The organism is Paraburkholderia aspalathi (genome assembly GCF_905220735.1).
Classification (GTDB): domain Bacteria; phylum Pseudomonadota; class Gammaproteobacteria; order Burkholderiales; family Burkholderiaceae; genus Paraburkholderia; species Paraburkholderia aspalathi.
In genome coordinates this window covers 1,503,868-1,530,383 of the sequence record NZ_CAJNBA010000001.1, presented here as the reverse complement: position 1 = coordinate 1,530,383, position 26,516 = coordinate 1,503,868, and the positions used below count along the sequence as shown (strand labels likewise).

Annotated in this window: 20 protein-coding genes; 11 read left to right on the top strand and 9 right to left on the bottom strand. The window is 62.2% G+C overall.

Going from position 1 to position 26,516, the window contains the following annotated elements; all coding sequences use genetic code 11:
* The first annotated feature begins 333 nt into the window (after window positions 1-333).
* Together KHO30_RS06765 and KHO30_RS06760 are read left to right on the top strand one after the other, a co-directional pair.
* Window positions 334-1,722: an FAD-binding oxidoreductase gene (locus KHO30_RS06765; protein ID WP_211700381.1), complete on the top strand. Its 1,389-nt coding sequence runs from the start codon at window positions 334-336 to the stop codon at window positions 1,720-1,722.
* Window positions 1,723-1,937: 215 nt separating this feature from the next.
* Entirely contained in the window at window positions 1,938-2,528 is a 591-nt protein-coding gene (locus KHO30_RS06760; RefSeq protein ID WP_093634838.1) for a BPSL1445 family SYLF domain-containing lipoprotein, read from the top strand.
* A gap of 192 nt (window positions 2,529-2,720) precedes the next feature.
* Here the strand turns inward: KHO30_RS06760 and KHO30_RS06755 are convergent, their stop codons facing one another.
* On the bottom strand, window positions 2,721-4,280 hold the full coding sequence (locus KHO30_RS06755; RefSeq protein ID WP_211700380.1) for a methyl-accepting chemotaxis protein: 1,560 nt from the start codon (window positions 4,278-4,280) through the stop codon (window positions 2,721-2,723).
* Between the two features lie 198 nt (window positions 4,281-4,478).
* Window positions 4,479-5,018: a YbaK/EbsC family protein gene (locus tag KHO30_RS06750; RefSeq protein WP_093634840.1), complete on the bottom strand. Its 540-nt coding sequence runs from the start codon at window positions 5,016-5,018 to the stop codon at window positions 4,479-4,481.
* Between the two features lie 208 nt (window positions 5,019-5,226).
* Between KHO30_RS06750 and KHO30_RS06745 the strand changes: the two genes are divergently transcribed.
* Together KHO30_RS06745 and KHO30_RS06740 are read left to right on the top strand one after the other, a co-directional pair.
* The gene (locus KHO30_RS06745; protein WP_211700379.1) at window positions 5,227-6,552 is read left to right on the top strand and encodes a YihY/virulence factor BrkB family protein; all 1,326 of its coding nucleotides are present in this window, start codon (window positions 5,227-5,229) and stop codon (window positions 6,550-6,552) included.
* A 439-nt stretch (window positions 6,553-6,991) separates the two neighbouring features.
* Window positions 6,992-8,179: a porin gene (locus KHO30_RS06740; protein WP_093634842.1), complete on the top strand. Its 1,188-nt coding sequence runs from the start codon at window positions 6,992-6,994 to the stop codon at window positions 8,177-8,179.
* Window positions 8,180-8,459: 280 nt separating this feature from the next.
* Here the strand turns inward: KHO30_RS06740 and KHO30_RS06735 are convergent, their stop codons facing one another.
* The 7 genes from KHO30_RS06735 to KHO30_RS06705 form a co-directional block, all read right to left on the bottom strand.
* Entirely contained in the window at window positions 8,460-9,332 is an 873-nt protein-coding gene (locus KHO30_RS06735; protein ID WP_093634843.1) for a proteasome-type protease, read from the bottom strand.
* Between the two features lie 252 nt (window positions 9,333-9,584).
* The gene (locus KHO30_RS06730) at window positions 9,585-10,412 is read right to left on the bottom strand and encodes a transglutaminase family protein (protein ID WP_093634844.1); all 828 of its coding nucleotides are present in this window, start codon (window positions 10,410-10,412) and stop codon (window positions 9,585-9,587) included.
* A 13-nt stretch (window positions 10,413-10,425) separates the two neighbouring features.
* Window positions 10,426-11,376: an alpha-E domain-containing protein gene (locus tag KHO30_RS06725; protein ID WP_093634845.1), complete on the bottom strand. Its 951-nt coding sequence runs from the start codon at window positions 11,374-11,376 to the stop codon at window positions 10,426-10,428.
* A gap of 173 nt (window positions 11,377-11,549) precedes the next feature.
* Window positions 11,550-12,959, bottom strand: a complete 1,410-nt coding sequence (locus KHO30_RS06720; RefSeq protein WP_054040394.1) for a circularly permuted type 2 ATP-grasp protein — start codon at window positions 12,957-12,959, stop codon at window positions 11,550-11,552.
* Between the two features lie 412 nt (window positions 12,960-13,371).
* Entirely contained in the window at window positions 13,372-13,824 is a 453-nt protein-coding gene (locus tag KHO30_RS06715) for an HU family DNA-binding protein (protein ID WP_007177969.1), read from the bottom strand.
* Window positions 13,825-14,296: 472 nt separating this feature from the next.
* Window positions 14,297-15,775: a MocR-like pyridoxine biosynthesis transcription factor PdxR gene (pdxR, locus tag KHO30_RS06710; protein WP_211700378.1), complete on the bottom strand. Its 1,479-nt coding sequence runs from the start codon at window positions 15,773-15,775 to the stop codon at window positions 14,297-14,299.
* 191 nt (window positions 15,776-15,966) lie between these two features.
* Window positions 15,967-17,508 carry a peptide MFS transporter gene (locus KHO30_RS06705; protein ID WP_211700998.1) on the bottom strand — a complete coding sequence of 514 codons (1,542 nt, stop codon included), beginning with the start codon at window positions 17,506-17,508 and terminating at the stop codon, window positions 15,967-15,969.
* A 945-nt stretch (window positions 17,509-18,453) separates the two neighbouring features.
* Here KHO30_RS06705 and KHO30_RS06700 point away from each other — a divergent pair.
* From KHO30_RS06700 to KHO30_RS06670, 7 genes are all read left to right on the top strand, one after another.
* Window positions 18,454-19,026, top strand: coding sequence for a cupin domain-containing protein (locus KHO30_RS06700; RefSeq protein WP_054040392.1), 573 nt, complete (start codon window positions 18,454-18,456; stop codon window positions 19,024-19,026).
* Window positions 19,027-19,207: 181 nt separating this feature from the next.
* Window positions 19,208-20,824: a peptide ABC transporter substrate-binding protein gene (locus KHO30_RS06695; protein ID WP_200619295.1), complete on the top strand. Its 1,617-nt coding sequence runs from the start codon at window positions 19,208-19,210 to the stop codon at window positions 20,822-20,824.
* A 16-nt stretch (window positions 20,825-20,840) separates the two neighbouring features.
* Window positions 20,841-21,779: an ABC transporter permease subunit gene (locus KHO30_RS06690; RefSeq protein ID WP_093634849.1), complete on the top strand. Its 939-nt coding sequence runs from the start codon at window positions 20,841-20,843 to the stop codon at window positions 21,777-21,779.
* Window positions 21,780-21,782: 3 nt separating this feature from the next.
* The gene (locus KHO30_RS06685) at window positions 21,783-22,697 is read left to right on the top strand and encodes an ABC transporter permease (RefSeq protein ID WP_211700377.1); all 915 of its coding nucleotides are present in this window, start codon (window positions 21,783-21,785) and stop codon (window positions 22,695-22,697) included.
* Between the two features lies 1 nt (window position 22,698).
* Entirely contained in the window at window positions 22,699-23,694 is a 996-nt protein-coding gene (locus KHO30_RS06680; RefSeq protein ID WP_200572543.1) for an ABC transporter ATP-binding protein, read from the top strand.
* On the top strand, window positions 23,691-24,719 hold the full coding sequence (locus KHO30_RS06675) for an ABC transporter ATP-binding protein (RefSeq protein ID WP_211700376.1): 1,029 nt from the start codon (window positions 23,691-23,693) through the stop codon (window positions 24,717-24,719). Before KHO30_RS06680 ends, KHO30_RS06675 begins: the two co-directional genes overlap by 4 nt.
* Before the next feature lie 177 nt (window positions 24,720-24,896).
* Window positions 24,897-26,495, top strand: coding sequence for an OprD family outer membrane porin (locus KHO30_RS06670; protein WP_211700375.1), 1,599 nt, complete (start codon window positions 24,897-24,899; stop codon window positions 26,493-26,495).
* The last annotated feature ends 21 nt before the right edge of the window (window positions 26,496-26,516 follow it).

Below are 26,516 nucleotides of genomic sequence, written 5' to 3'. Positions count from 1 at the left end.
ACGCAAACAAAAATGGCACCCTTCGCCCACAAAAGTGTCGCCGCGCAGCCACCAGCACGGCGCACACCCAACACTTCCTCTCGCGGTCTTTTCCGGAAGTATTTCCACCATACACGGCGACGACGACAGTCATGACTCGTGCCTCAGCGCACGAACACTTACCGCACGTGCTTTCGCGCGACATCGATCGTGGACGCGGGTTTACCTTCGTTTGACTTACCGAAGCAGGGCCGTTTACTGGACGCAGCCTGAACCTGTCCAGACGCTTTCAATTTGCTTTGTTCAGCTGAATGGTGTTCCGAGAGCGTCTCCCATTATGTCTGGAGGTGTGTCATGGTAAGCGTGTCCAGCAGCGCCGCTGAAGAACTCAAAACCGCGATCCGAGGCGAACTGTTGCGGCCCGGCGACGCGGGTTTCGACGAGGCCCGCAGCATCTGGAATGCAATGATCGATCGACATCCGGCGTTGATTCTGCGCTGCGCCGGCGTGGCCGACGTGCGCCGCGGTGTAGCATTCGCGCGCGACAACAATCTGCCGCTGGCGGTGCATAGCGGCGGCCATAACATCGCCGGCACCGCGCTATGCGACGACGGCCTCGTGGTCGATCTGTCGCCGATGAAATCCGTGGTCATCGATCCGGTCGCGAAGCGCGCGTATGTCGAGCCTGGTGCCACGCTCGCCGATTTCGACCACGAAGCGCAAGCGTTCGGACTCGCCACGCCACTTGGCATCAACTCGACCACCGGCGTGGCCGGTCTGACGCTAGGCGGCGGGTTCGGCTGGCTGAGCCGCAGATACGGCATGACCGTCGACAATCTGATTTCAGCAGACGTGGTCACCGCCGACGGGGAATTGCTGCACGCAAGCGCGGACTCGCACGACGATCTGTTCTGGGCGATTCGCGGTGGTGGCGGCAATTTCGGCGTCGTAACGCGCTTCGAGTTCGCGCTGCATCCGGTCGGACCACTCGTGTACGGCGGCCTCGTCGTGCTGCCGATCGATCAGGCGAAAAGTGCCCTGCTCCAGTACCGCACGGCTGCAGAGCAGATGCCGGAAGAACTGAGCGTATGGGCCGTTCTACGGCTTGCGCCACCGCTGCCGTTCCTTCCACCCGAAGTGCACGGCAAACCGGTCATCGTATTCGCGATGTGCTACACAGGCCCGATCGAAAACGGGCCGTCCGTGGTAGAGGCAGTACGCGGCTTCGGCACGCCGATCGGCGAACATCTCGGGCCAATGCCATATGCCATGTGGCAACAGGCGTTCGATCCACTACTCACGCCGGGCGCTCGTAACTACTGGAAGTCCCACAACCTCGACAAAATATCGGACGGTCTCATCGACGCGCTGCTCGATGCGATCGGCAAGCTGCCATCGCCGCAATGCGAAATCTTCTTCGGGCAGATCGGTGCGCAGACGAGCCGGGTGCCGGTCGAAGCCACGGCCTATTCGAGCCGCGACACGCAATATGCAATGAACGTGCATGGTCGTTGGGACGACGCGAGCGATGACGAGCGCTGCATCGCCTGGGCCCGCGCATTCTTCGACGCAGCCGCACCGTTCGCGCTAGGCAGCGTGTACGTCAATTTCATGACGCAGGAGGAGGGCGGACGGATAGCCGACGCGTATGGACCGAATTACGCGCGTCTCGTCGACGTGAAGAACCGCTATGACCCGCACAACCTGTTCCGCCACAATCAGAATATCCGTCCGGCGGCCTAGGAACCGTGGGGAAGCAAGGGGGACACGGCGTTGAACGCCGTGAATCCCCGGTGAACGTCAGCGCATGACAGCTGTCTATAGACAGGCCGCGGCGTCAGGCACGCTAAATGCTGCCTAGCAGACATACGGGCTGCCGACGTACGCATGTGCCAAAGTCACGGCACTCACTGTCACACAAGAAAACGCAATCTTCACTATGCACAAGGAGAACAATCATGCGCAGACGACAATTCATCATGACCTCGAGCGCCGCTTTGGCTACGGCGGGTCTTGGCCTCGCCGGCTGCACGACCACGTCGCCATCCTCGAGCGCGTCTGAGTCGGCGAACGCCGGCAAGCGCGACACGATCAACGCTGGCGTCGACTCCACCTTGTCGCGTCTCTACGCGAACGTCACCGGCTCGCGCGAACTGGTCGCCAAGGCGCGCGGCGTGCTCGTGTTCCCGTCGGTGATTTCCGCGGGTTTCTGGGTTGGCGGGCAATACGGCGAAGGGTCGTTGCGCGTGGGTGGCCGCACTACCGGCTACTACAGCACCGTCGCGGGCTCGTTCGGTTTGCAGATCGGCGCGCAGTCCAAAGCGCTGGTGTTCCTGTTCATGACGCAGGAAGCGCTGGACAAATTCCTCAGCAGCCAGGGTTGGGCAGCAGGGGCAGATGCGACGGTCGCCGTCCTGAAGGTCGGTGCAAACGGCGCTGTCGATACCTCGACCGCCACCAGCCCGGTCGAAGCGTTTGTGCTGACGAACGGCGGCTTGATGGCCGGTGTGTCGCTCGAAGGCACGAAGGTCTCACGTCTGATCATCTGAGCGTGCGCGCGTGACGCCTCCATCAGGCGGCGTCACGCGCACCACGAACACGGCGCGGCTCGCCTCACCATAGTCATATTGACCACACTGCGGTAAAACTCACCCGTTTTACAATTCCGCCGGGCCACTGTGTCAGCTTGGCCAAGACATTCATTCAGTCTCCACCTGGCGCCGCGTGTGCCTCCACGCTGTTCACGCCCCTTCCGGCAGCGTAAACACGGCAATGGCCGCCGCCAGTTGCCCGGTCTGCACTTTCAGGACGTCGGCGGACGCGCTCGCTTCTTCCACCAATGCCGCGTTCTGCTGGGTCGTTTGATCCATGCTCGCCACCGCAATGTTGACCTGCTCGATGCCCGAGCTTTGCTCGACCGACGCCGCGCTGATCTCACCCATGATGTCAGTCACGCGCCGCACCGCATGCACCACTTCTTGCATTGTTTCACCGGCCCGGCCCACGTACTGCGAGCCGCCTTCGATCTGTGCGGCCGATTCTTCGATCAGCGTCTTGATCTCTTTGGCCGCCGCCGCGCTGCGCTGCGCGAGACTGCGCACTTCGCCCGCCACCACCGCGAAGCCGCGCCCTTCCTCACCGGCGCGCGCCGCTTCGACGGCCGCGTTCAAGGCAAGAATGTTGGTCTGAAATGCAATCCCCTCGATCACGCCAATGATGTCGCCGATCCGGTGCGATGACTGCGAGATGCCACGCATCGTCTCGACCACCTGGCCGACCACTTCACCGCCGCGCGCCGCCGTCTCCGAGGCGTTGTGCGCCAGTTGACTGGCCTGCTTGGCGTTGTCGGCGTTCTGCTTCACGGTCGCGGTGATCTGCTCCATGCTGGAAGCGGTTTCGCCGAGCGCGGTCGCCTGCTGTTCCGTACGGCGCGACAGGTCCGCGTTGCCGGCGGCGATCTCGTTGGACACCGTCGAAATCAGCGTTGCGCCGCTGCGAATCTGCGTGATCGCCTGCGCGAGCCGATGCTGCATGCGCTGCATCGCGGCGAGCAGGCTGACGTTGTCGCCGGCTTTTGTCTCGACGACCACATCGAGGTCGCCATCGGCGATACGGGAAGCGATCTGCGCCGCGTAAGCCGGTTCGCCGCCGAGTTGCCGCAAGATGCTGCGCAGGATCACGCCGATCACGACACCCACCACCAGACACAGAATCAGCGCGGCGCCGACGTACTGCACGAGCGTGGTGTAAAACGCGGCGTCGATATCGTCAGTGAACACACCGGTGACGATCGTCCAGTCCCATGGCTTGTAAAGCCGCACGTAGTTGATCTTCGGCGCCATCTTATTGGAGCCCGGCTTCAGGAACTGCAGGTGGATGAAGCCTTCGCCTTCGCGCTGGGCGAGATCCGAGCCGTCCTTGAACACGTGGCGCCCTTGCGGGTCCGTGAAGCCGCTCATGTCCTTGCCTTCGAGATCGGCCCGCACGCCGTGCATCAGCACTCTTGCGTGCGGGTCCTCGATGACGAGGTAGCCGCCGGCGCCGTCGTAGCGCATTGCGCGCAGGTCGGCCATGGCCGTGCGTTGCGCGTCGGCGAGCGGCATTGTGCCGGCTGTGACGAGGCCGTTATAGCGATCCAGCACGCTATAGGCCACGCTCACTACGCTTTTCAGCTCGGCCTGCCGATTGGCGATCATTGTGTCGCGCGTTTTGAACGCGCCCCACAGGCCGATAGCCAGAATTCCCATGCACATCACTGCTAGCGCGAGCCAAAGCCGCACTTTCAGGCGAAAGCGTTCCATCTCCGTTTTCCTTTCTACTTATAGTCGGGCGCCGCGCGGGCAGGCACCGTAACTGTTCATGTCAATCTTCGGAATAACGGCGGAGTGTGGGAAAACTTCAGCGTTTGTTTGATCCGTTCGTTTGATGCCTTCGTGCGTTGAACTATGGGGCTGAGCTTGACCGGTGCGGCTTGCCGAGGCGGCGGGCGCCCCACCGTTTCATTCGGCCGGCAACGCAAGCGACGCAACTTCACAGCGCGGCCACTGCTTCAGCACCTCCGGCGCCAACAGCAACTTGGCCGCCCGCACCCCTGCCCCCATCACGATCTGAGCGCGCTCCATGACCGCGGCGTCGACGAGAATACGCCAGTCCTCCGGCAAGCCGAAGGCCGTAATTCCGCCGAATTCCATCCCGCTATGGTCGACGGCGGCCTCCCGTTTGGCGAACGAAAGGCGCTGCGCACCCAGCGCCGCCTTCACCGCGCCATTGATGTCCAGACGCAGCGAACCCAGCGAAACCAGTGCTGCGTAATGCTCGGCGCCCTCCTTCTTGTAGCGGACCACGATCGTGTTGGCGCAGTCCGCGAGGCCAAAGCCGTAGCGCGCGCTGAATTCGACGGTGTCCGAAGCGTCGTCGCTGACGGCAAATACGGTCACGCCCTGGGCCGGCAGATTCTCGACCACATGCGCGGGCAAATGCGCGCTCAGTTGTTCCGCGGGGATGATATCCAGCTGCTTGATGAGTTCGTGCGAGTGCATAGCGATAAAAGTGTGAAGGTCCAGCGGCATTCTAACGGCACACACGCTGGCGGCGTATCGCGCGCATCGGCATGAAGCGCTTGTTATAGTGACAGGCACAAGGTTTGCGAAAGGCGTCGATGCGAAGTCTGCACATGCTGCATTGAGGCCACCTCAGCGGCACGCACGCGGCGCTTCTCGTGCCAGTATCCCCTTGAGAAACACGACCATGGACATCGACACGCTCTCCGCCGAGAACCTCCAGCTTGTAGCGCGCAGGCAGGCCAACTGGGCAATCGGCGCATTCAAACAGTTTGCCGACGACCGCTGCGCGGCCATGGCCGCCAGCATCGCCTTCTATGCGGCCTTCTCGCTCGCGCCCACGCTGGTCATGGTGATCGCCGTGGCCGGCTGGTTCTTCGGCGCCGCCGCCGCGCGCGGCGAACTGTTCAACCACATTCACGGCCTGCTCGGCGACCAGGCCGCCGCGGGCGTGCAAACCATCGTCGAGAACGCTCATCACAGCGGCAGCGCCGGCGGCATTGCGGCGATCATTTCGTTCTCAATGCTGGCGATCGGCGCCTCGGCGACTTTCTCGTCGCTCAATAGCGCACTCAATATGGTGTGGCCGTACACCGGGCCGCGCTCGTCGAGCGTGATCGCGATGGTGCGGGTGCGCCTGATTTCGTTCGGCCTCGTGCTCGGTGTCGCCTTCCTGCTGATCGTCTCTCTGGTGCTCGATACGGTCATCACATTTATCGGCAAATGGCTGTGGGGCAACTCGCCCTATGTGGTGATCGGCAACCTGCTGCAACTCGGCGTCGGCCTGCTGGTGCTGGCTTTCGCCTTCGCCGGACTGCTGAAGTTTCTGCCGGACGCCAAGGTGCAGTGGCGCGATGCGTTCGTCGGTGGGATCGTCGCAGCCGTGTTGTTCTCGGCGGGCAAGAAACTGTTCGCGCTGTATATCGCGCATGCCGGGATGGCGAGCTCGTTCGGCGCCGCCGGCTCGCTGGCCGTGCTGCTGATGTGGCTGTACTTCTCGGCTGCCGTACTGCTGCTCGGCGCGGAGTTTTCGGCGGCGCGCGGGCGCATGCACGATCCGCGCGGCGGCTGGGGCATGCAGGAAAACTCGCCGCCCGGCAGCCGCGCCATGCTTGCTTCGGTGCTGGCGGCATCGACGGTATCGGCCGATGCTGTGCCTCGCGTGGATAACCGCGAAACCCCTGCCGGCGGGCATGCTCGAGCAACAGGAGCGGCTGCGGCCATGGCGCGTGCCGCTGCAACGCCAGCGTCAGCTTCACCGCAAGTGGAGCCGCGAAAGAAGACTTCAGCTCGGGCAACCGCGGTCAAGATCGGCCGCACTGTCGTCCTTGCCGAAGCGCAAGCGACACGCGTCGCCGCGGTCACGCTGGTCGAAGCAGGCCGCACGGCTGTCGCCGCCGATCGCTATGTCAGACGGCATCCGTGGACTTCAGTATTGTTTGCGGCGGCGGCCGGACTGGCCGCCGCGGCTGTGGCGCGCCGCAACGCCAGCGAGAACGGCCCGGGCGCGTGAATAAGCGTGAAGACTGAAGCGGGCCACGGCGACACACCACCGCGTCAAAGCTGAACCAGGGGTTGCAACCGCAGCGGTTGCGCCTGCTCATAGCGCATAAATTCTGTCCAGCGCGTCCGTCAAGGGAAACCCGGCTCCATTTTTATATGCATGCTGCAAAGCAGCGAAAACAGTTAGACGACTAGATTACAAAGCCCATTCAAACAAGTGTCTAAATTACGGGTAGCGACACCTTCACTGTCAACGAAACAACAATAATGCGCGGTCAACCAACCAGTATTGCGGAAACAGCAACAATCGTTAACGGGCTTTAAATACAAGGCTTTGCGTCGTTTGTCGGTTTTTGGAGACACTCTTTTTTTTCCGGTTCTTACCAGTTAAGGCAGTGAGCTATTCTCCTTTCCGCAACAACAAACTAATCATCTGCGTGGAGAAATGGATGAAACGAGTCGCACTGTCTACCCTCTCGCTGGCGCTTCTGGGCGTCACCGGCATGGCGCATGCTCAAAGCAGCGTTACCCTTTACGGCCTGATCGATGAGTCGGTCCAGTACGTCCACAACACGAAGGACGCGGCCGGTAACAACAAGAATCTGATCGCCATGGTCGCCGGCAACCTGCAAGGCGATCGTTTTGGCCTGAAGGGCACGGAAGACCTCGGCGGTGGCCTGAAGGCAATCTTCCAATTGGAAAACGGCTTTGACGTGAACAGCGGCAAGCTGGGTCAAGGCGGCCGTATGTTCGGTCGTCAAGCCTACGTCGGCCTGACGGGCGACCAATGGGGCACGTTCACGCTGGGTCGTCAGTACGACCCGCTGGTCGACCTGGTTCAACCGCTGACGGGTGACAACTACTTCGGCTCCACCTTCGCAACGCCGGGCGACGTCGATAACAACGACAACTCCTCGCGCACGAACAGCGCCATCAAGTACACCTCGCCGGTGTGGGGCGGCTTCCAGTTCGAAGGCATGTACGCTCTGGGCGGCGTGGCTGGTCAAACGGGTTCGGGTCAAACGTGGTCGGGCGCTGCAACGTATGCAACGGGTCCGTTCAGCGTTGCTGCAGGCTACTTCCGCGCTGACAACGGCAACACGCTGGCTAGCCGTATTGCTGGCACGCCGCCGTCGGCAGGCTGGAACGGCAGCACGTCGGACGGTACGTTCGACGGCCAGGTCAACACGGCCTACGCAGCAGCGAAGTCGATCGGTATCGCTTCGGTCGCAGCGCAATATGTGACAGGCCCGTTCACGGTCAACCTGCGCTACAGCAACGCGCAATACAAGCCGGATGCAAATTCGGGCTTCGGTTCGACCGAGAAGTTCAACGTCGGCGGCGTGTACCTTGGCTACCAGGCAACGCCGGCTATGCTGGTGGGCGTGGGCTACATCTACACGAAGGGCACGGGCGACTCGAGCGCAACGTATAACCAGGTTTCCCTGGGCGGCGACTACAACCTGTCGAAGCGCACGGACATCTACCTGGTCGGCGCATGGCAACACGCAAGCGGCCAACAACGTGATTCGGCTGGCAACCTGGTTGCAGCTGGCGCATCGATCGGTTCGTACGGCTACAACTCGGCTTCCAACTCGCAAGAAATGGTTAGCCTGGGCATCCGCCACAAGTTCTAATCGAACTTGACGGACTGCTGAAACAATACGCAGTTCGAAGACCAGCCAAGGGCGCAAGCCTTTGGCTGGTTTTTTTTCGTCTGTCGGTTCTGGCGCATGCGGCGAACGCTGCCATATGCAGACCAGGCCGAGAATCGATGGAGAGTGCCCCGCGCGTCCATCGCGATCAACTCAACCGGTAGAACAAATGAAAAAGGCCGCCGGCAAGCCCTTAACAGGCTCGCGACGACCTTGGTGTGAGACTTCCGGCCCGTAGGCCTCTAAATCTACGCCGACCGCTCTAGCGCCGCTGCGTCTTGCCCTTCTCTGCCTGCGCCAACGTCTGTGCCGGTTTCGCATCGAGCTCATGCTCCACACCGTCCGCCCCCACCGGCGCGCGATGCAGCACCAGCGCACGCTCACGCTGCAGCAGCGGCACATCAGGCGATTCCTGCCAGTCCGGATCGGGAATCTCGCCGAATACCTGACGCAGCCGCTCACCCCACGTGCGGTGAATCATCTCGAAGTAGGCATTGTCGTGGTCGATTGAAACGAAGCGCGTAACGTGCAGCGAATCTTTCTCGTACACCAGCAGATCCAGTGGCAGCCCGACCGAAAGATTCGAACGCAGCGTCGAATCCATCGAAATCAGCGCGCACTTGGCCGCTTCGTCGAGCGGCGTGGACGGCGTCAGCACGCGATCGATAATCGGCTTGCCGTACTTGGCCTCGCCAATCTGGAAATACGGATTCACGGCCGATGCTTCGATGAAATTGCCCGCCGCGTAGATCATGAACAGGCGCGGCCGGTTGCCGGCGATCTGGCCACCCAGAATGAAGCTGCAATTGAATTCGACACCGAATTCCTGCAACGCATCGGCTTCGCGCTGATGCACGCGGCGAACCGCGTGGCCAATCACGCGGGCCGCGTCGGCCATGGTGGGCGCGCTCCAGAGCGTAGGCTGCGAAGGATCGACGGGCTCGGATAGCTCGTGCAGCACCGCTTGCGTGAGCGACAGATTGCCGGCGCCCAGCAGCACAAGCATGCGTTCGCCGGGCTGCTCGAACACCGACATCTTGCGCGCGGTGCTGATGTGATCGACGCCCGCATTGGTGCGCGTGTCCGACAGGAACACGAGCCCGTCGTCGACGGACATCGCTACACAGTAAGTCATATGGAAAAGTACCCGCAAAAAACGACAGAACGGCGCTATTGTAATGCGGCGCGCATGCGCCTCACCCCGTTTTACGGCCGCCGCGTGCCGAATCTGAATGGCTATGCGGGCTGACGCTCACTTAAACACCTTGCCAGCCCTTCTGGCGAGCCGTCCTGTGATGTTGAATGTGGCCGACCGAGGCGGCCACGGGCGGCCTGTCACGCAGCCTCGGAGGCCTGTTGAGTTGACTGCCAATCCCCACCCGCCACGCTATTGCGGCATCTGCCCGCTGACCGTGACGGACACCTTCAACTGCTCCTCCAGCCCGCCGATCCGGCGGCCACGCACCGGTGCGGCGGCTTCGTAATCGCGCGCCACGGCGAGCCGGCAGTAAATCTCGCTGGCAAACGCGGCATGCGTGACGTCGACGGAAATCCAGCCCTTGCCGTCGAGCCACACGTCGACCCATGCGTGGCTCGCGCCGTGGTCCGCCCCAAGGGGACTTACTCCGCCGCTCACGTCGCCGGGTTCGATGTAGCCGCTCACGTAACGCGCCGGGATGCCGCGCGCGCGGCAGCAGGCCAGCATCAGATGCGCGTGGTCCTGGCACACACCGTTGCCGAGCGCGAGCGCCTGGGCGGCCGTGCTGGTGACTTCGGTGATGCCGGTGTTGTACTTCACGCGCTGCACGATCTGCTCGGCCAACTCGATCAGATTGCCGGAAGTCGCCAGGCTCGGCACCGATGCAGCCAGCTCGCGGACTGCCGCATCGGCCTCGGTGAGACGCGTCGAGCAGGTGAAATGCTCGAGCGGAATTGGGCCGACCGCGTCGGGCAAGTGACCATCTTTCAGCGCGATCGTGTCCACTTCGCCCGCTACGTGCAGACGAATCTCGTTGTGCGGCTTGTTGATGACGAGCGTATGCAGCACATTGCCGTAGGCGTCGAAGGTGGCGTCGAGCTTGCCGGGCGCATCGATGCTCCAGCGCCGCACCACCTGCGAGGCGCCGCTTGCCGGCGTCAGACGCAGTTGCTGGATCGAATAATGGACAGTCGCTTCGTAGCGATAGGACGTGTCGTGGCGGATCGTCAGGTACATAAAAAGAACTCCGTCAGGCGACTGGCAACATCAGATAGGTACGCGCAACCAGATTGCCGAGCTCGAACACGCGAGCCAGGAACTGTGTCAGATAGGCGTGCAGGCCGGCTTCGAAAATCTGCCGGATGTCGGAATACACCAGTTCGGCGCGCAGCTTGCCGGCAAACCGCTCGCACTGGTTCGAGCCCGGCGTGCGCAGCATCGCCAGATTCGTGCAGACGCCTTCGAGCGAAGCGAGCAGCGAGCGCGGCATCTGCTGGTTCAGGATCATCAATTCGACCACCCGCGCCGGCGTGACGACATCGCGATACACCTTGCGATAAATCTCCAGCGCCGACACCGAACTGAGAATCGAGGTCCAGTAGTAAAAGTCTTCGAGCTGGCGGGCGGCATCGCGTGAATTCGGCTCGACGTCGGCGAAGCGCACGTCGAGAATCCGCGCGGTGTTGTCGGCGCGTTCGAGGAAGGTGCCGAGCTGCGTGAAGAAGAACGCATCGTCCTGCAACGCAGTGCCGATCGTCACGCCGCGCGACAGGTGTGAGCGGAACTTCACCCACTCGAATAGCGCGCCCGGATTGCTCACGGCCTGACCGGACTGACTCCGTTCGTTGAATTCGAGCCAGGTGTCGTTGATGGTTTCCCACCATTCTGTCGTCAACGTGCCGCGCACGGCGCGGGCGTTTTCGCGCGCGGCCTGCAAACACGAGTGAATGCTCGACGGATTGTTCGCATCAGCCACCATGAAATCGAGCACATGTTCGCGGGTCGGTTCATCGTAGCGCTGCGCGAAGGCGCTTTCGAGCTCGGAAATGCGCAGCACCGAGCGTTGTGCGCGCGACTCCTGTTCGGGCGTTTGCGGCAGCAGCAACGCCTTCAGGTTGATGTCGAGCATGCGGGCGGTGTTCTCCGCGCGCTCCATGTAGCGGGCCATCCAGAAGAGGTGATCGGCGGTTCGGCTTAGCATGACGGCGTTCCGTATCTGATGACGCGAGCCCCAGGTAAAAGTAAAAAGGCTCGCGCTGGTTATCCGTGTGCACCGGCGGCGGTTCGACTAATTCGCCGGCACGTTGGGTTGCGGGTGCGGTTGCATGAATTGCTGCACCAACTCCAGCATGAGCAACCGCATTGGCAACCGCGTCAGTCGACCATCCACGTATCTTTGGTCCCGCCCCCCTGCGACGAATTGACGACGAGGGAGCCCTCCTGCAACGCCACGCGCGTAAGACCGCCCGCGCACATCGTCACGCTCTTGCCAGACAACACGAACGGCCGCAAGTCGATATGGCGCGGCGCGATGCCGGATTCGACAAACGTCGGGCATGCCGACAACGCGAGCGTGGGCTGCGCGATATAACCCGCGGGCCGCGCGATCAGGCGCTCACGGAACGATTCGATTTCGGCTTTCGTCGACGCCGGTCCCACCAGCATCCCGTAGCCTCCCGCGCCGTGCACTTCCTTGACGACCAACTCGGGCAGATGCGCGAGTGTGTACGCGAGGTCGTCGGCCTTGCGGCACTGGAACGTGGGGACGTTATTGAGGATCGGCTTCTCGCCGAGGTAAAACTCGATCATTTCCGGCACGTACGGGTAGATCGATTTGTCGTCGGCGATACCGGTGCCCATGGCGTTCGCCAGCGCGACACGTCCGGCTCGATACGCGGTCAACAGACCCGGCACGCCCAGCGCCGAATCGTTGCGAAAAGCGAGCGGATCGAGAAAATCGTCGTCGACGCGGCGATAGATCACGTCGACGCGCTTCGGTCCCTGCGTGGTGCGCATGAACACATAGTTGTCGTCAACGAACAGATCCTTGCCTTCCACCAGTTCGACACCCATCTGCTGCGCGAGGAAGGTGTGCTCGAAATACGCGGAGTTGTACATGCCCGGCGTGAGCACCACCACGACCGGATCGTCAACGCCTTCGGGCGCCACCGAGCGCAGTGTGTCGAGCAGCAGATCGGGATAATGCGCGACCGGCGCAATGCGGTTCTGCACGAACAGCTCGGGGAAAAGCCGCATCATCATCTTGCGGTTTTCCAACATATAGGACACGCCCGACGGCACCCGCAGGTTGTCTTCGAGCACGTAGAACTCGCCCTCGTCGCCTGCGCGCACCACGTCGACGCCGGCGATATGCGCGTAAACACCGAGCGGCACGTTGACGCCCTGCATTTCAGGCCGGTATTGCGCGTTGGTATAGACCTGTTCGGCCGGCACGATCCCGGCACGCACGATGTTGCGATCGTGATAGACGTCGTGGATAAACAGATTGAGCGCCTGCACCCGCTGGCGCAAACCGGCTTCCAGCGTCTGCCATTCGCTGCGCGGAATGATGCGGGGAATCAGATCGAAGGGAATCAGCCGCTCGGTGCCGGACAAATCGCCGTTCACCGCGAAGGTGATGCCGACCCGGCGGAACAGCAGGTCGGCTTCCGCACGCTTGCGTGCGATCGCCTCATTGCCCTGCTTTACCAGCCACCGCTCAAAGCGCGCGTAGTGTGGCCGCACGGCATCGTCATGATGACGCATCTCGTCATAGCATCGCATGTCACGCCCCGCTCTTGTTGTCGGATAGAAGGCGAATGCGCTGCGCATTCGGTGTTCGACAATCGTTCAAGCAAGCGCTATGCCATTGAGCTCTTCGCGTACCAAATACAGTGCATGCACGCCAACAGCGCATCCCGACCGGCATGGCCTCGCTGCCATCGTACTGCGGCGGCTCATGATGCGCTAGTACGGTGCATAAGCGGCACCTTGGCGGGCAGCGGCGAGTTCGCCAAGCCACGGCAGGCGGACATAAAAAATCCCCGTGGATTCGCATCCACGGGGATTCGGACAACTCGCACTGCGGGTCGGCTCAAACGTTAACCACGGTTAAAGCGCAAAGTTAAAAGCGCACGGTTAAAAACACACCGTTAAACCACCACGCTCAAAACCCGCGGCAACGCATAAAGCTCGATCAGCCTGCTGCTGCGTCTTTCAGCTTCTTCAGCGGACGTGCCTTGATGCGCACGCTAGCCGGCTTGGCCGGGAACCAACGCTCTTCACCCGAGAACGGATCTTTGCCGAAGCGCTTCTTCTTCGCCGGCACAGCTTGCACGACGATCTTCAGAAGACCCGACAGCGTGAATTCGCCAGCGCCCTTCTTGTGCACAGCGCCGAGGATCGTATCTTCGAGCGCGGCCAGAACGGCCTTGGCGGTCTTCGGTTCCACAGCGGCGCGTTCAGCGACGTGTGCAGCCAGCGAGGCCTTCGTGAAGGTGTCCTTGATCGGCGACGGAGCGCTGGACGCCTTCACGGCGACCTTCTTAGCTGCGACGGCTTTCTTCGCAGGGACTTTCTTTGCAGCAACCTTCTTGGTCGGTACCGGGGCAGCAGCCTTCTTGGCCACCTTTTTTGCGGAAGTCGGCATGTTTCTCCTACCTGTAGTGGTCAGTGAATTGCACGAAGCGCACACGGTATGTGCACGCTTCAACGCCGGATTCTACAAGCGCTAATACGATTTGCGCGAATCTTTTGTGTATAACGGCGAAGGTTTGTTGCGCGGCGCAGACTGCGCAACACATTTTGATCCTTGTTTTAGCGGGTAAACGTGCGTCGGCGAGCCTCGGACTGGTCTGCAACACGAACACGTAACGTGCGTTACAAGTCATTTCGATGCCTGAATAGAGGCACTTTCGGCGCCGGAGAAGCGTCGACGGATCGCCGCTCGATGCCGAAACCGAGGCTCGCCGACACGTTCGCCACATCGATTCACGCGACGGAAAAAACACGCCCCCTGCAGCGAAAGTCTCTGCAGGGGGCGGCTAACGTTGTTCTGCGACAGAAAATCACAGGCGGTTTCAAAGATAGGCTTAAGTAATATTCGAGCGTGCTTTGGATCGTCAGCGGGCGAGGCGCGGCAGAATGTCGGCGAGCCGGGTAAGCGCCGCGTCGATGTGTTCGACAGCGATGCTGCCATAGCCCAACATCAAACCGGGCTGCGGCTTCGCACGCTGATAAAACGGCGCGAGTCCATACAAGCCGATCGACGCTTCACGCGCGGCGCTCACTAACACCTCCTCGGAAAACGGCGCCTTCAGCCACGTCGCCATATGGATGCCGGCGGTCGGCACGATCGGTTCGAACCACTGCGCGAGCTCGCCCTGCAAATGCTTCAGCATCATCGCGCGGCGCGCCGCATAGGTCTTGTGCATGCGCCGCACATGCTTGGCGAAGTCGCCGTTGAGCATGAAGGTCGCGAGCGCGGTTTGCGTAAGGGTGCAGCCGTGACAGTCGGCAATCTGGCGGGCCTTGAGAAGCGGAGCATAGAGTGAGGCCGGCGGCACCACGTAGCCGACCCGCAGCTCCGGAAAAATCGTCTTCGAAAACGTGCCCACATAAGCGACCAGACCGGCACGGTCGAGACTTTTCAGCGGCTCCATCGGCCGGCCTTCGAAACGATACTCGCAGTCGTAGTCGTCTTCGATGATCACGGCGCCGCGTTTCTGCGCCCATTCGAGCAACTCGACGCGCCGTTCCAGACTCATCGGCATGCCGAGCGGGAACTGATGCGAAGGCGTCACGTAGACGACCCGCGCCTTGTCCGGGAGCTTGCTCACGATCAGGCCTTCGGCGTCCACCGGCACCGGCACCACGCGTGCGCCCGTGGCCGTGAAGCACGCCTGAACCGGCGGATAGCCGGGGTCTTCGAGCGCCGCGATCTCGCCGGGCCGCAATGTGATGCGCGCGATCAGATCGAGCGCGTGCTGCGCGCCTTGCGTGACGATCACGTCGTCCCAGTTGCTCGCGACCGCCCGGTTGAACGCCAGGTAGCGCGAGATCGCGAGGCGCAATTCCTGCTCGCCGGCCACGTCGCGATACATGCCTGGCCCGCGCGCCTGCACACGCAATGCGTGGTTCACGCAGCGACGCCAGACGTCGAAGGGGAACAGCGATTTGTCGGTCGCGCCGCCGACGAAATCCAGCGGTGGGGCCACCGTGGGCCGCGGCAACGGCAGAGTCTCGGGCATCTCCTCCCACAACGGCTGGGCGCGCGCCGCAGTTTTCTGTTTCGCCTTCGCCCGCTCGCGCGTCGACTCGGCCGCCCGTGCATGCGACGAGCGCTCCGCCGGCAGACGCTCCAGACCATCGGCGACGAAGGTACCCGAACCGGCCCGGGCGCTCAGATAGCCTTCTGAGAGCAAGCGTTCGAACACCTCGAGCGTCGTCTTGCGTGAGACACCCAGTTGCGTGGCGAGATCGCGCGTGGAAGGCAAACGCGTGCCGCCGGCGAGGCGCCCTTCGAGTATGCCGGCACGCAACTGCCGATAGATCTGTCCGGACAGATCGTGACGCCCGTCGACCGCGATATGGATGTCCATCCGAGTGGCTACCTTCAATATCCGAGAAATGCTTATTCTGAAAGACCAATGCCGACCGCAAGCTTACCTCGGTCGGCGCCATCGGAGCAGAAACGTACCGGACATTTACGACAAGGAATCGCGCATAAAACGCAAAATGGCGCGCCTCGTATGACAGAAGCGCGCCATTTTTGTGGAACTACCGGAAGCGATTATTCCGCGACTGCCCCATTCAATGCAGCCGTTTGCCGCGCGTTCTCACGCGCTTCATCGCCGCAGCGCTGATGCTCACGCGAAAGCTTGCGCATCAGCGGCAACAGCAGCACGGCGATCAGCGCGCCCAAGGCCGCGAGCCAGCCGAGGCCGTTAAACAGCTTGGTGTACAGCGGCAGCGATTCGAGCGGATCGAGATTGCCCGCCGGCATCTGCGCGAAGTTCGCCACCACGCTGCCCAGATACTGCGACACACCGGTCGCCACGAAGTAAGCGCCCATCATGAAGCCGCTCATCCGCGCCGGCACGTAGCGCGCGATCATCGCGAGGCCGAGACCGCTCACCAGCAGTTCGCCGAGTGAATACAAGCCATAGCCGCCCACCATGAACCACGACGACACGCGGCCATTCACCGCGTAGTTGCCGCTCGCCGCATAGACGAAGAAGCCGGCCGCCACCACCGCGAAGCCGAACGCATACTTCACCGCGACCGGCACGTCCTTGCCGCTCTTCGCGAGCTTCGTATAGAGCAGCGCGAGCACCGGGCTCAGCAACATGATCCAGATCGGATTGAGCGCCTGGAACTGTGCGGCGCTCCACGTGAACCACGTCTGACCGAACAGGATGAAACGCGGATCGACGTTGCGCAGCGCGAACAGCGTGAGCGAGGTCGACATCTGGACGTAGAACACGAAGAACAGGATCACCTGCGCGGTCAGGATCAGCGCCGCCACCAGACCCGAGCGCTCCGAGCGTTCGCACTTCAACAGCATATAGCCGAAGATCGCCAGAATCGCGACGCCCGCCGTGTACACGCAGGCTACCGCAATCGCCTTGTGCTGCAGCACGAACATCGTGACCGCGCCGAGCACGATCCCGCCCAGCGCAACCGCGCCGACTCGTTTCCAGCGGATCGGTTCGGCGTCCGGCGTGGAACCGATATGCGCGAGCGTGCGGAACATGATGAAGTAGTTCAGCACCGACAGCAGCATGCCGGCGCAGCAGACCGCGAATGCCGTATGCCAGCCCCAATGGTCCTTGATCCACGGCGTCGCGAGCATCGACACCGTCGAGCCAATATTGACCGCCATGTAATAGATCGTGAACGCGCTGTCGATGCGCGCGTCGTCGCCTTCATAGATGCGGCGCACGAGGTTCGCGGCGTTCGCCTTGAACAGCCCGTTGCCCACCACGATCACGCCGAGCGATGCGTACATGTAGCTCAATTGCTCATTGGGCAACGCCAGCATGAGATAACCGGCTGCCAGCACGCCGGCGCCGAAGATCATCGTACGGCGCGCACCGAGAATCTTGTCGCCGATCCAGCCCCCGATCGACGGCGATGCGTACACCAGCGCCGTAAACGCGCCCCACGTGAGGGTGGCATGGCTGTCGGTGAAGTTCAGCTTGTCGATCATGAACAGGACCAGCAGCGCGGCCATCCCGTAGTAGCCAAAGCGCTCCCACATCTCGATCAGAAAGACCGTCGAGAACGAACGGGTCTGCGAGACCGGCGCGCTGCGCGGATTGGACGAATTCATCATGTACCTCTTGTTCTTACGGTTGCAGCGGCGCGCGGGCTGGCCACGCGGCGCGAAAAACTGGATCTGGGAAAGCGGTCGGCGGAGCCCGCGCGACGCGGCACATGTATTTCCATCGGCATGTGCGTAGCCAGCGGCGCGCTCATCTGCAAACCAAGCCGCAAAGTGAAACGCCTGCACCGGCAGAACCAGCAGAAAAACCAGGGAATGGGATGGAGGCCCGCCACGCGGGACGTCCCGAAGGGACTGCCCTTGAGGGACGCTGCGCCACATCGGGCTCGGGTTCCGGCAAGCGGAACGGGCTCAATGATAAAGCATTGTGGGGAACGGCTATCCGGCGGGCGGCAGATGGCGGCCGCGCCGGGCGGCGGGCACGCAGCCCGCGGCAGGAAAAATCGGCAGTGATAGTCATGTCCTCATGCCGGCGAGCGTTCTGATGGAACGTGCCGGACAATGCTCCGCCGTGCAGGATCGCTGCGTGCGGAATAAAAAACAGCGGCCGGCGCTGCGTCTGATACAAACACATGCGCCCATCCGCCAAGCGGGCCCGATTCTGCAAACAGAAGCACCGTTCGTCACTCAGGGAATTCACTGATGCCACGCCAATTACCTGTTTTTACACGCCATATTCCATCGTTCCCCATTGGGGGCCTGGCTGAAAATAGTCTTTGATGTCATGCCTTTAACGTCTCCTCATACTCAATCTGCATCAATGCCGAAATCCATTGCATACAGCAGTCTTTACCGCATCCGCTTCCAGTTTCTCGCCGATTACCGGTCAAAACGGCTGACGCGGATTTCGGTTCTGGCAACATAGAGCGTTGTCTCGAAATTGCGGCCCCTTGCACGACCGGGCGCTGAACGGCCCGCCACCCCGGCCTGGACCGCAATCAAACCATATTTACTTATATCAAACAAATTTTGACGGGCTAATTTCCTCCTGCTATGGTCACGACAATTCAAAAGAAGAATCCGGCACTCGAACTCGGCAGTAAGATCCGCGCGCTGCGGCAACGGCTCAAGCGCACGCTGGATGACACGGCAACAGCAGCGGGTATTTCCAAACCGTTTTTGTCGCAAGTCGAACGGGGTCTGGCGTCACCGTCCATCACTTCGCTGGCCGGGATTGCCCACGCACTCGGGGTGACGGTGCAGTATTTCGTCGACACACCAAGCGAAGAACGCTCGGTGTGCCGCGGCGATCAGTTGAAGTTTTTCGGTTTTGCGGACTCGGCCAATCTGTTTGCACGGCTGACCAATCTGACGGGCGGCCGTCAGCTCGAAGCGATCCTCGTGAGGATGCCGCCCGGGCAGAAACGCTCGGAAGTCACCACGCATGCCGGGGAAGAGTTTGTTTATGTGATCGACGGCGAAGTGTCGTTGACGCTGGAAGGCAAGACGTTTGTGTTGCACGCGGGAGACAGCGCGCATTACGAATCGACGGTGCCGCACAGCTGGGTGAATACCGCACGCAAAGAGTCGGTAGTCGTCTGGGTGGGCACACCAAGACTGTTCTAAGAGGCAGGCACCTTTTCCGGTTGATCCGGCCAGGGTTCGCCTGCATTACGAAATGTAAGGAATCCTGCATGTCGCGCAATCAACACGGGCAACAAGGGCCGCCCCGGCCCGAGCACCGCAGATAACCGGGCGCCCCTGCGCCAGCGCGTTCTTCTCTCGACCTTTCCTGCGACCTCAACCGATGAAAACCCCGTTTGCTTACGCGACGGCGCTGACTGCGCTCGTCCTTACGTTTCAGCCCTCCGCCTTCGCCGTCAACGTACCCGCAGGTGTCACCCTCGCCGCCAGCCAGGAAATGACCCGCCAGGTGCCGGCCGAAACCGAATCTCTCGACCCCGCGCATATCGAATCCTGGACCGGCGACACGATCGCGCTCGACATGTTTGAAGGTCTGACGCGCATCGACGCGGCCGGCGCGATCGTGCCGGGCGTTGCGCAATCGTGGACGCGCACCGGGCCGACTACGTGGGTTTTCAAGCTGCGCCACGACGCGCGCTGGAGCAATGGCCAGCCGGTCACGGCGGCTGACTTCATCTATGCATGGCAACGCGTGCTCGATCCGAAAACCGGTTCGAAATACACGGTGCTGGTCGAGTTTGTGAAGAACGCCAAGGCGATTCTCGCCGGCAAAGCGCCGCTGACGAGCCTCGCCGCACGTGCCGTCGATCCGTACACGCTCGAAGTCACCACCGAGGTGCCCGCCGCCTTCTTCCCGCAACTGACCGCCATGCCGGCCATGGTCCCGGTCAATCGTGACACCGTGACCAAATTCGGCGGCGACTGGACCCGTCCGGGCAATTTCGTCGGTAACGGCCCGTATGTGCTGACCGACTGGCAGCCGAGCAACCGGCTGGTGGCGTCCAAAAGCAGCACCTACTGGAACGCCAGCAAGGTCGTGATCACGAAAGTGACCTATCTGCCGATCGAAAACGACGAAACAGCGATGCGCATGTATCAGGCTGGCCAGTTCGATTACACGTATTCGATTCCGTCGGGCATCTATGCGCAGGTGAGCAAGCAGTTCGGCTCCGAACTGAAAACCGGCCTGCAGATCGCCACTTACTACTACAGCCTGAACAACGAAGACCCGGCATTCAAGGACAAGCGCGTGCGCCAGGCGCTGGCGATGGTGCTCGACCGCGACCTGCTGACCAAGCGTCTAACGGCCGACGGCGAGGTGCCGATGTACGGCCTGATCGCCAAGGGCACAGAAGGCTCGAACGTTTTCACGCCTGATTGGGCAAGCTGGCCGATGGCCAAGCGCGTCGATTACGCGCGCAACCTGCTGAAGGCCGCAGGCTATTCGGACGCGAAGCCGCTGACGTTCACCCTCACCTACAACACCAACGACCTGCACAAGAAAGTCGCGCTGTTTGCTACATCAGAATGGCGCACCAAGCTCGGCGTGACCGCCAAGCTCGAAAACGTCGAATACAAGGTGCTGCTCAAGCAACGCCACGACGGCAAGGTGCAGGCCTCGCGCGACGGCTGGTTCGTCGATTACAACGACGCCAACTCGTTTTTCGATCTGATACGCTGCAACAGCGTGCAGAACGATCAGCGCTACTGCAACCCGCAAGTCGACAAACTGGTCGATGAAGGCAACCAGCAGCTCGACGACGCGAAGCGCACCGCCCTGCTCACGCAGGCGCACGATCTGGCCATGAACGACTACCCGCTGGTGTCGCTCTTCCAGTACTCGGCGGACCGGTTGGTCAAGTCGTATGTCGGCGGCTACACGTCGACCAATTACGTCGACCAGCGCGCCACGCAAGACATGTATCTGATCAAGCACTAAGCGCGGGAGCACCGTCATGCTGGCTTACACGCTGCGCCGCACACTCTGGGCGATCCCGACGATTCTCGCCGTGATCACCGCGTGCTATCTGCTGCTGCACCTCACCCCCGGCGGGCCGTTCGACACGGAGAAACACCTGTCGGCGGCCGTGCTCGCGAACCTCAACGCCAAGTACCACCTCGACGAACCGCTGTGGCTGCAGTACCTCCACTACCTCGGCTCGCTGCTGCATGGCGACCTCGGCCCGTCGTTCCGCTACGCCGACTGGAGCGTCAACGATCTCGTGTGGAAAGCGTTGCCGGTGAGTCTTGGCGTCGGCGGCGTATCGGTGCCGATCGCACTGGTGATCGGCGTCACGCTCGGCACGCTGGCCGCGGTGCGGCGTGACCGCTTCGTCGATCACTTCGTGATGGTGCTCGGCAATATCGGCAATGTGGTGCCGCCGTTCGTGCTCGGACCGGTGCTGGTGTGGATCTTCGCGATCCTGCTGAAGACTTCTGAAGGCCACGGCTGGTTGCCGGCCGGCGGCTGGGGCGAAGGCGAGTGGCGCTATCGCGTGCTGCCGATCGTGCTGCTCGTCATCATCAACGTCGCCGGGATCGCGCGCGTGATGCGCGGCAGCATGATCGAAGTGCTGTCGGGCAACTTCATCCGCACGGCGCGCGCTAAAGGTCTGCCGGGCCGCACAATCGTGTTGCGTCATGCGATGAAGCCCGCGCTGATGCCGGTCGTGTCGCTGCTCGGCTCGATCTGCATCTCGTCGATCACCGCGGCCGTGGTCACCGAATCGGTGTTCGCGCTGCCGGGTCTCGGCCAGCTGGTCGTCAACGGCGCGATCAATCGCGACTACACCCTCGTGCTCGGCCTCGTCGTGCTGACGACCGCCGTCGCCGTGCTGTTCAATCTGCTGGTCGACCTCGCGTATGCATGGCTCGATCCGCGTATCCGGTACTGATCCATGGCCCGCTCATTTCAAACGACTGCCGCGGCGCTCGATCCGCTCGCGGCCATTGCCAACGCGCCGCGTTCGCGCGGCCCGCTCGCCACCGCTGCCGCGCGCTTCGTGCGCAACCGCGCGGCGTTCACCGGCTTTGTCGTCCTGCTGCTGATCGTGATTGCCTGCGTGGCCGGTCCGTGGTTCCTGCCGAACAATCCGATCGATAGCGACTGGGGCGCAATCAGCCTCGCGCCCACGCTGCAAAACATGCACTGGTTCGGCACCGACGAACTCGGCCGCGACCTGCTCGCGCGCACGCTGCAAGGCGGGCGGGTGTCGCTCGAAGTCGGCCTGCTCGGCACACTGGTGTCGGGGCTGATCGGCGTGGCGTATGGCGCCACCGCCGGCTATCTGGGTGGCCGCGTCGACGCGGTGATGATGCGTATCGTCGACATGATGTACGCGATCCCCTACATGCTGATCGCCATCCTGATGATGACGCTGTTCGGCCGCGCGTTCTATCTGGTCGTGCTCACCATCAGCGCATTCTCCTGGCTCGACATGGCGCGCGTCGTGCGCGGTCAGACGCTGTCGCTGCGCTCGCGCGAATTCATCGACGCCGCCCGTGCGATCGGCGTGAGTTCGCGTTCGATCATCGCCCGCCACATCGTGCCGAATCTGTTCGGCGTGGTGGTGGTCTACGCGAGCGTGACGGTGCCGAATATCGTGCTGACCGAATCGGTGCTGTCGTTCCTCGGCCTCGGGGTGCAGGAACCCATGACGAGCTGGGGCGTGCTGATCCAGGACGGCGCGCAGAAACTCGATTCGATGCCCTGGCTGCTGCTGTGCCCGGCCGTGATGCTGTGCATCACACTGTATTCCGTGAATTTCGTCGGCGATGGTCTGCGCGACGCGTTCGACCCGAAGGACCGCTGACATGCCGCTACTCGAAGTCAAAGACCTGAGCGTGCGCTTCACGCGCCGCGAGGGCGCACCCGTCGACGCGGTGCAGCGCGTATCGTTTTCGCTCGAAGCGGGCCGCACGCTTGGCATCGTCGGTGAATCGGGCTCGGGCAAAAGCCAGACGGTGATGGCGCTGCTCGGTCTGCTGGCCGGCAACGGCAAGGTGTCGGGCGCCGCGACCTATCGCGGCGAGAACCTGCTGACGATGAACGAAGCCGAGTTGAATAAAATTCGCGGCGACCGCATCGGCATGATCTTCCAGGACCCGATGACCTCGCTCAATCCGTTCCTGACAATCGAACGGCAGATGACCGAGACGCTGCAACTGCATCGCAAGATGTCGCGCCGCGAAGCGCGCCGCCGTGCGATCGAAACGCTCGAAACGGTGCGTATTCCCGATGCTGCGCGGCGCATCAATATGTATCCGCACGAGTTCTCCGGCGGCATGCGGCAACGCGTGATGATCGCGATGGCTCTCCTCTCCGAGCCGGAAATCCTGATCGCCGACGAGCCGACCACCGCGCTCGACGTGACCGTGCAGGCGCAAATCATCGAGCTGCTGCGCGAACTGAACCGCGAACGCGGCACCGCAATCATTCTGATCACGCACGACATGGGCGTCGTGGCCGGTTTGTGCGACGACGTGATGGTGATGTACGCCGGCCAAACCGTCGAGCAGGCGAATGCCGCCACGCTGTTCGCCGCCCCGACCCATCCGTACACGATCGGTCTTCTGAACGCGCTGCCGCGCCTCACCGACGACGATGATCGTCCACTGCAAACCATTCCCGGCAACCCGCCCTTGCCCGGCGAAGTCGGCGAGGGCTGCGCATTCGCGCCGCGCTGCACATATTGCTCCGACCGCTGCCGCGAGTCGCGGCCTGCGCTTATCGCGTCGCCTACATCTGCCGATGCGTTGCGCGCGTGCCACCGCCCGGTGCATGAAATCATGGAGGTACAACACGTATGAACGCCACTTCCATTGCAAGCCAGGGCCAAAGTCCGGCAACGCTGTTGACGGTCGACAATCTCAAGGTGCAATTCGGCGTGCCGCGCGGCGGTTTTCCGTGGTCCGGCAAAGCGACGCTGCGCGCGGTGGACGGCGTGTCGTTCAGCGTGCGACGCGGCGAAACCGTGGGACTCGTCGGCGAATCGGGTTGCGGAAAATCTACACTCGCGCGCGCGATCATCGGCCTCGCGCCGGTGGCGAGCGGCAGCGTGCGCTGGCTCGACAAGGAAACCGTCCTGACGGGCGCGCAGCGCGATACCTCGCGCTTGCGCCGCGACGTGCAGATGATTTTCCAGGACCCGCTCGCCTCGCTCGACCCGCGTATGACGATCGAACAGATCGTCTCCGAACCCTTGCGCACGCATGGCCAGGACATCGCCCGCGCAGACGTGCAACGGCGCGTTCTGACGATGCTCGAACGCGTCGGCCTCAACGCGCAGCATCTGCGCCGCTATCCGCATGAGTTTTCCGGCGGCCAGTGCCAGCGCGTCGGCATTGCACGCGCGTTGATCGGTGAACCGCAGCTGGTGATCTGCGACGAGCCAGTGTCGGCGCTCGACGTTTCGATCCAGGCGCAAATCGTCAACCTGTTGCGCGATCTGCAGCGCGAATTGTCGTTGTCGCTACTGTTCGTCGCGCACGACCTCGCGGTCGTCAAGGCGATCAGCCACCGCGTGCTGGTGATGTATCTGGGTCGTGTAATGGAGTTCGGCGACAAGCGCGACGTATATGGCACGCCGCGTCATCCGTACACGCGTGCGTTGCTGTCGGCCGTGCCGGTGCCCGATCCGGTGGTTGAGCGCGCACGCCGTCATCTGCTGTTGCGCGGCGAGATTGCGTCGCCGCTCAGCCCACCCTCCGGTTGCGCGTTTCGCACGCGCTGCCCGGATGCGATCGAAGCCTGCGCTAGCGAGATTCCGCAGGCTGTCACGCATGGCGCGAGCGCGACACGCGTCGCGTGCATTCGCGTGGGGGACGCCGCGTAGGACGTCTCCTCGAGGGATCGCTAAACAACCAGGTCTGAAAACTTAAAACCGTATTCCCCGGCGCGGCGGGCCGTCGCGCCGATGGATTCGTTCGTCCTGCCATCAGCGGGACGAACGATAAGCGTGGACTGGCTAACCGCCAGCCAAAGATTCACCAAAATAACAGAGACGTACACCATGAAAGATAGCCGAACAAAAAAGTGGTCAAAAAAAACCAATGCAGCCACCTTCTTTTACTGCGCATTCACGCTGCCCGCGCTGACCATCGGCGCGAGCGCCTACGCCGACGACGCGGTATTGGAGCCCACCTCCGATACAACGAAAACTCAAACACTCGCGCAAACGTTTCCGTCTCCTGCGCAACGCTCGCAAGCAACGCCCTCGTCAGAAACTCCGCAAATTGCGCAAGCCACCACGTCCGGTAAGCGCAGAGCCGAACAGGGCGGCCAGGTGCGCAACGATCAACCCGACACGACTAACGCCGTCGTCAACGCGGAAGCCAATCAGACAGTCACGCCACCCACGCCCCTGTCGAGCCAGGCGGCGAGCAAAGGTTTTATCGCCGATAGTCATCTGAACCTGCAGTTCCGCAACTACTCCGACTACTTCCAGGCGCCCAACGCGATCTATCGTCACGCGTGGGTTCAGGGCGCGCAAGCCAACTATGAGTCCGGTTTCACCCAAGGCCTGGTTGGCTTCGGTTTCGACGCGTCACTGTTCGCCGCGCTCAAGCTCGACGGCGGCAACGGCGCCGGCAACATGGTGCACGTCGGCAAGGACGGCGGCGGCTCGCAGCAGCTCGCGTGGGCTTACCCCGGCATGTACGACATCAAGGGACGCATTTCAGAAACGGTCGTGAAGTACGGTCTGCAGACCGTCACCAACCCGTTCCTCGAACCGCATGACAACCGCGCGCTGCCGCCGACTTTCCTCGGTGTCTCGTTGGTCAGCAACGATCTGGTTCACACCACGCTCGAGGCCGGCAGTTTCACCAAGGTCGACGCACGCGGCCACACAAACCTGACTAACCTGACCACCTCGTACGGCGGCACGCGCATCGACCGCCTGACCTACGTGGGCGGTACGTGGCACTACGCGAAGAACGGCGAAATGGCGCTGTACGTCGACCAGGCGGACGACGTCTGGCGTCAGTACTACGGCTCGGTCGCGCAATCGTTCGGCGACCCCACCACGATCAAGTGGAGCGGTCTCGCGAATATCTACTCGACGCACGACACCGGCGCATCACGCCAGGGGCATATCAACAGCAACGCGTACAGCCTGTCGGTTTCCGCACAGCACGGCCCGCATGCGCTGTTGCTCGGCTATCAGCAAGTGCTTGGCGACCAGTTCTTCGACTACGTCAACGAGACCAACGGTATCTACCTGACCAACTCGATGGACGTCGACTACAACGCGCCGCATGAGCAATCGCTGCAATTGCGCTATACGTTCGACGGCAAATACGCCGGTGTGCCGGGACTCAAGGCGATGTTCTGGGGCGAATATGGCTGGGGTGCGGATGCGTCGGCAGGTGCCGCGGACAATGCTTCGGCGTCGGCGCCGCTGCATAACCTGTACTGGAAGAACGGCGAACCGGTGCACGGCCACCATCACGAGTTCGGCTTCATTCCGAGCTATACGCTGCAAAGCGGTCGCTTCAAGGACACCAAGGTCACGTTCATCGCGATGTGGCACAACGCCTCGCGCTATTACTCCGATGGCAACAACATGGAGTACCGGTTGGTCGTGAATGTGCCGGTGAAGGTGTTCTGACCCAACGGTCGTGAAAGAACG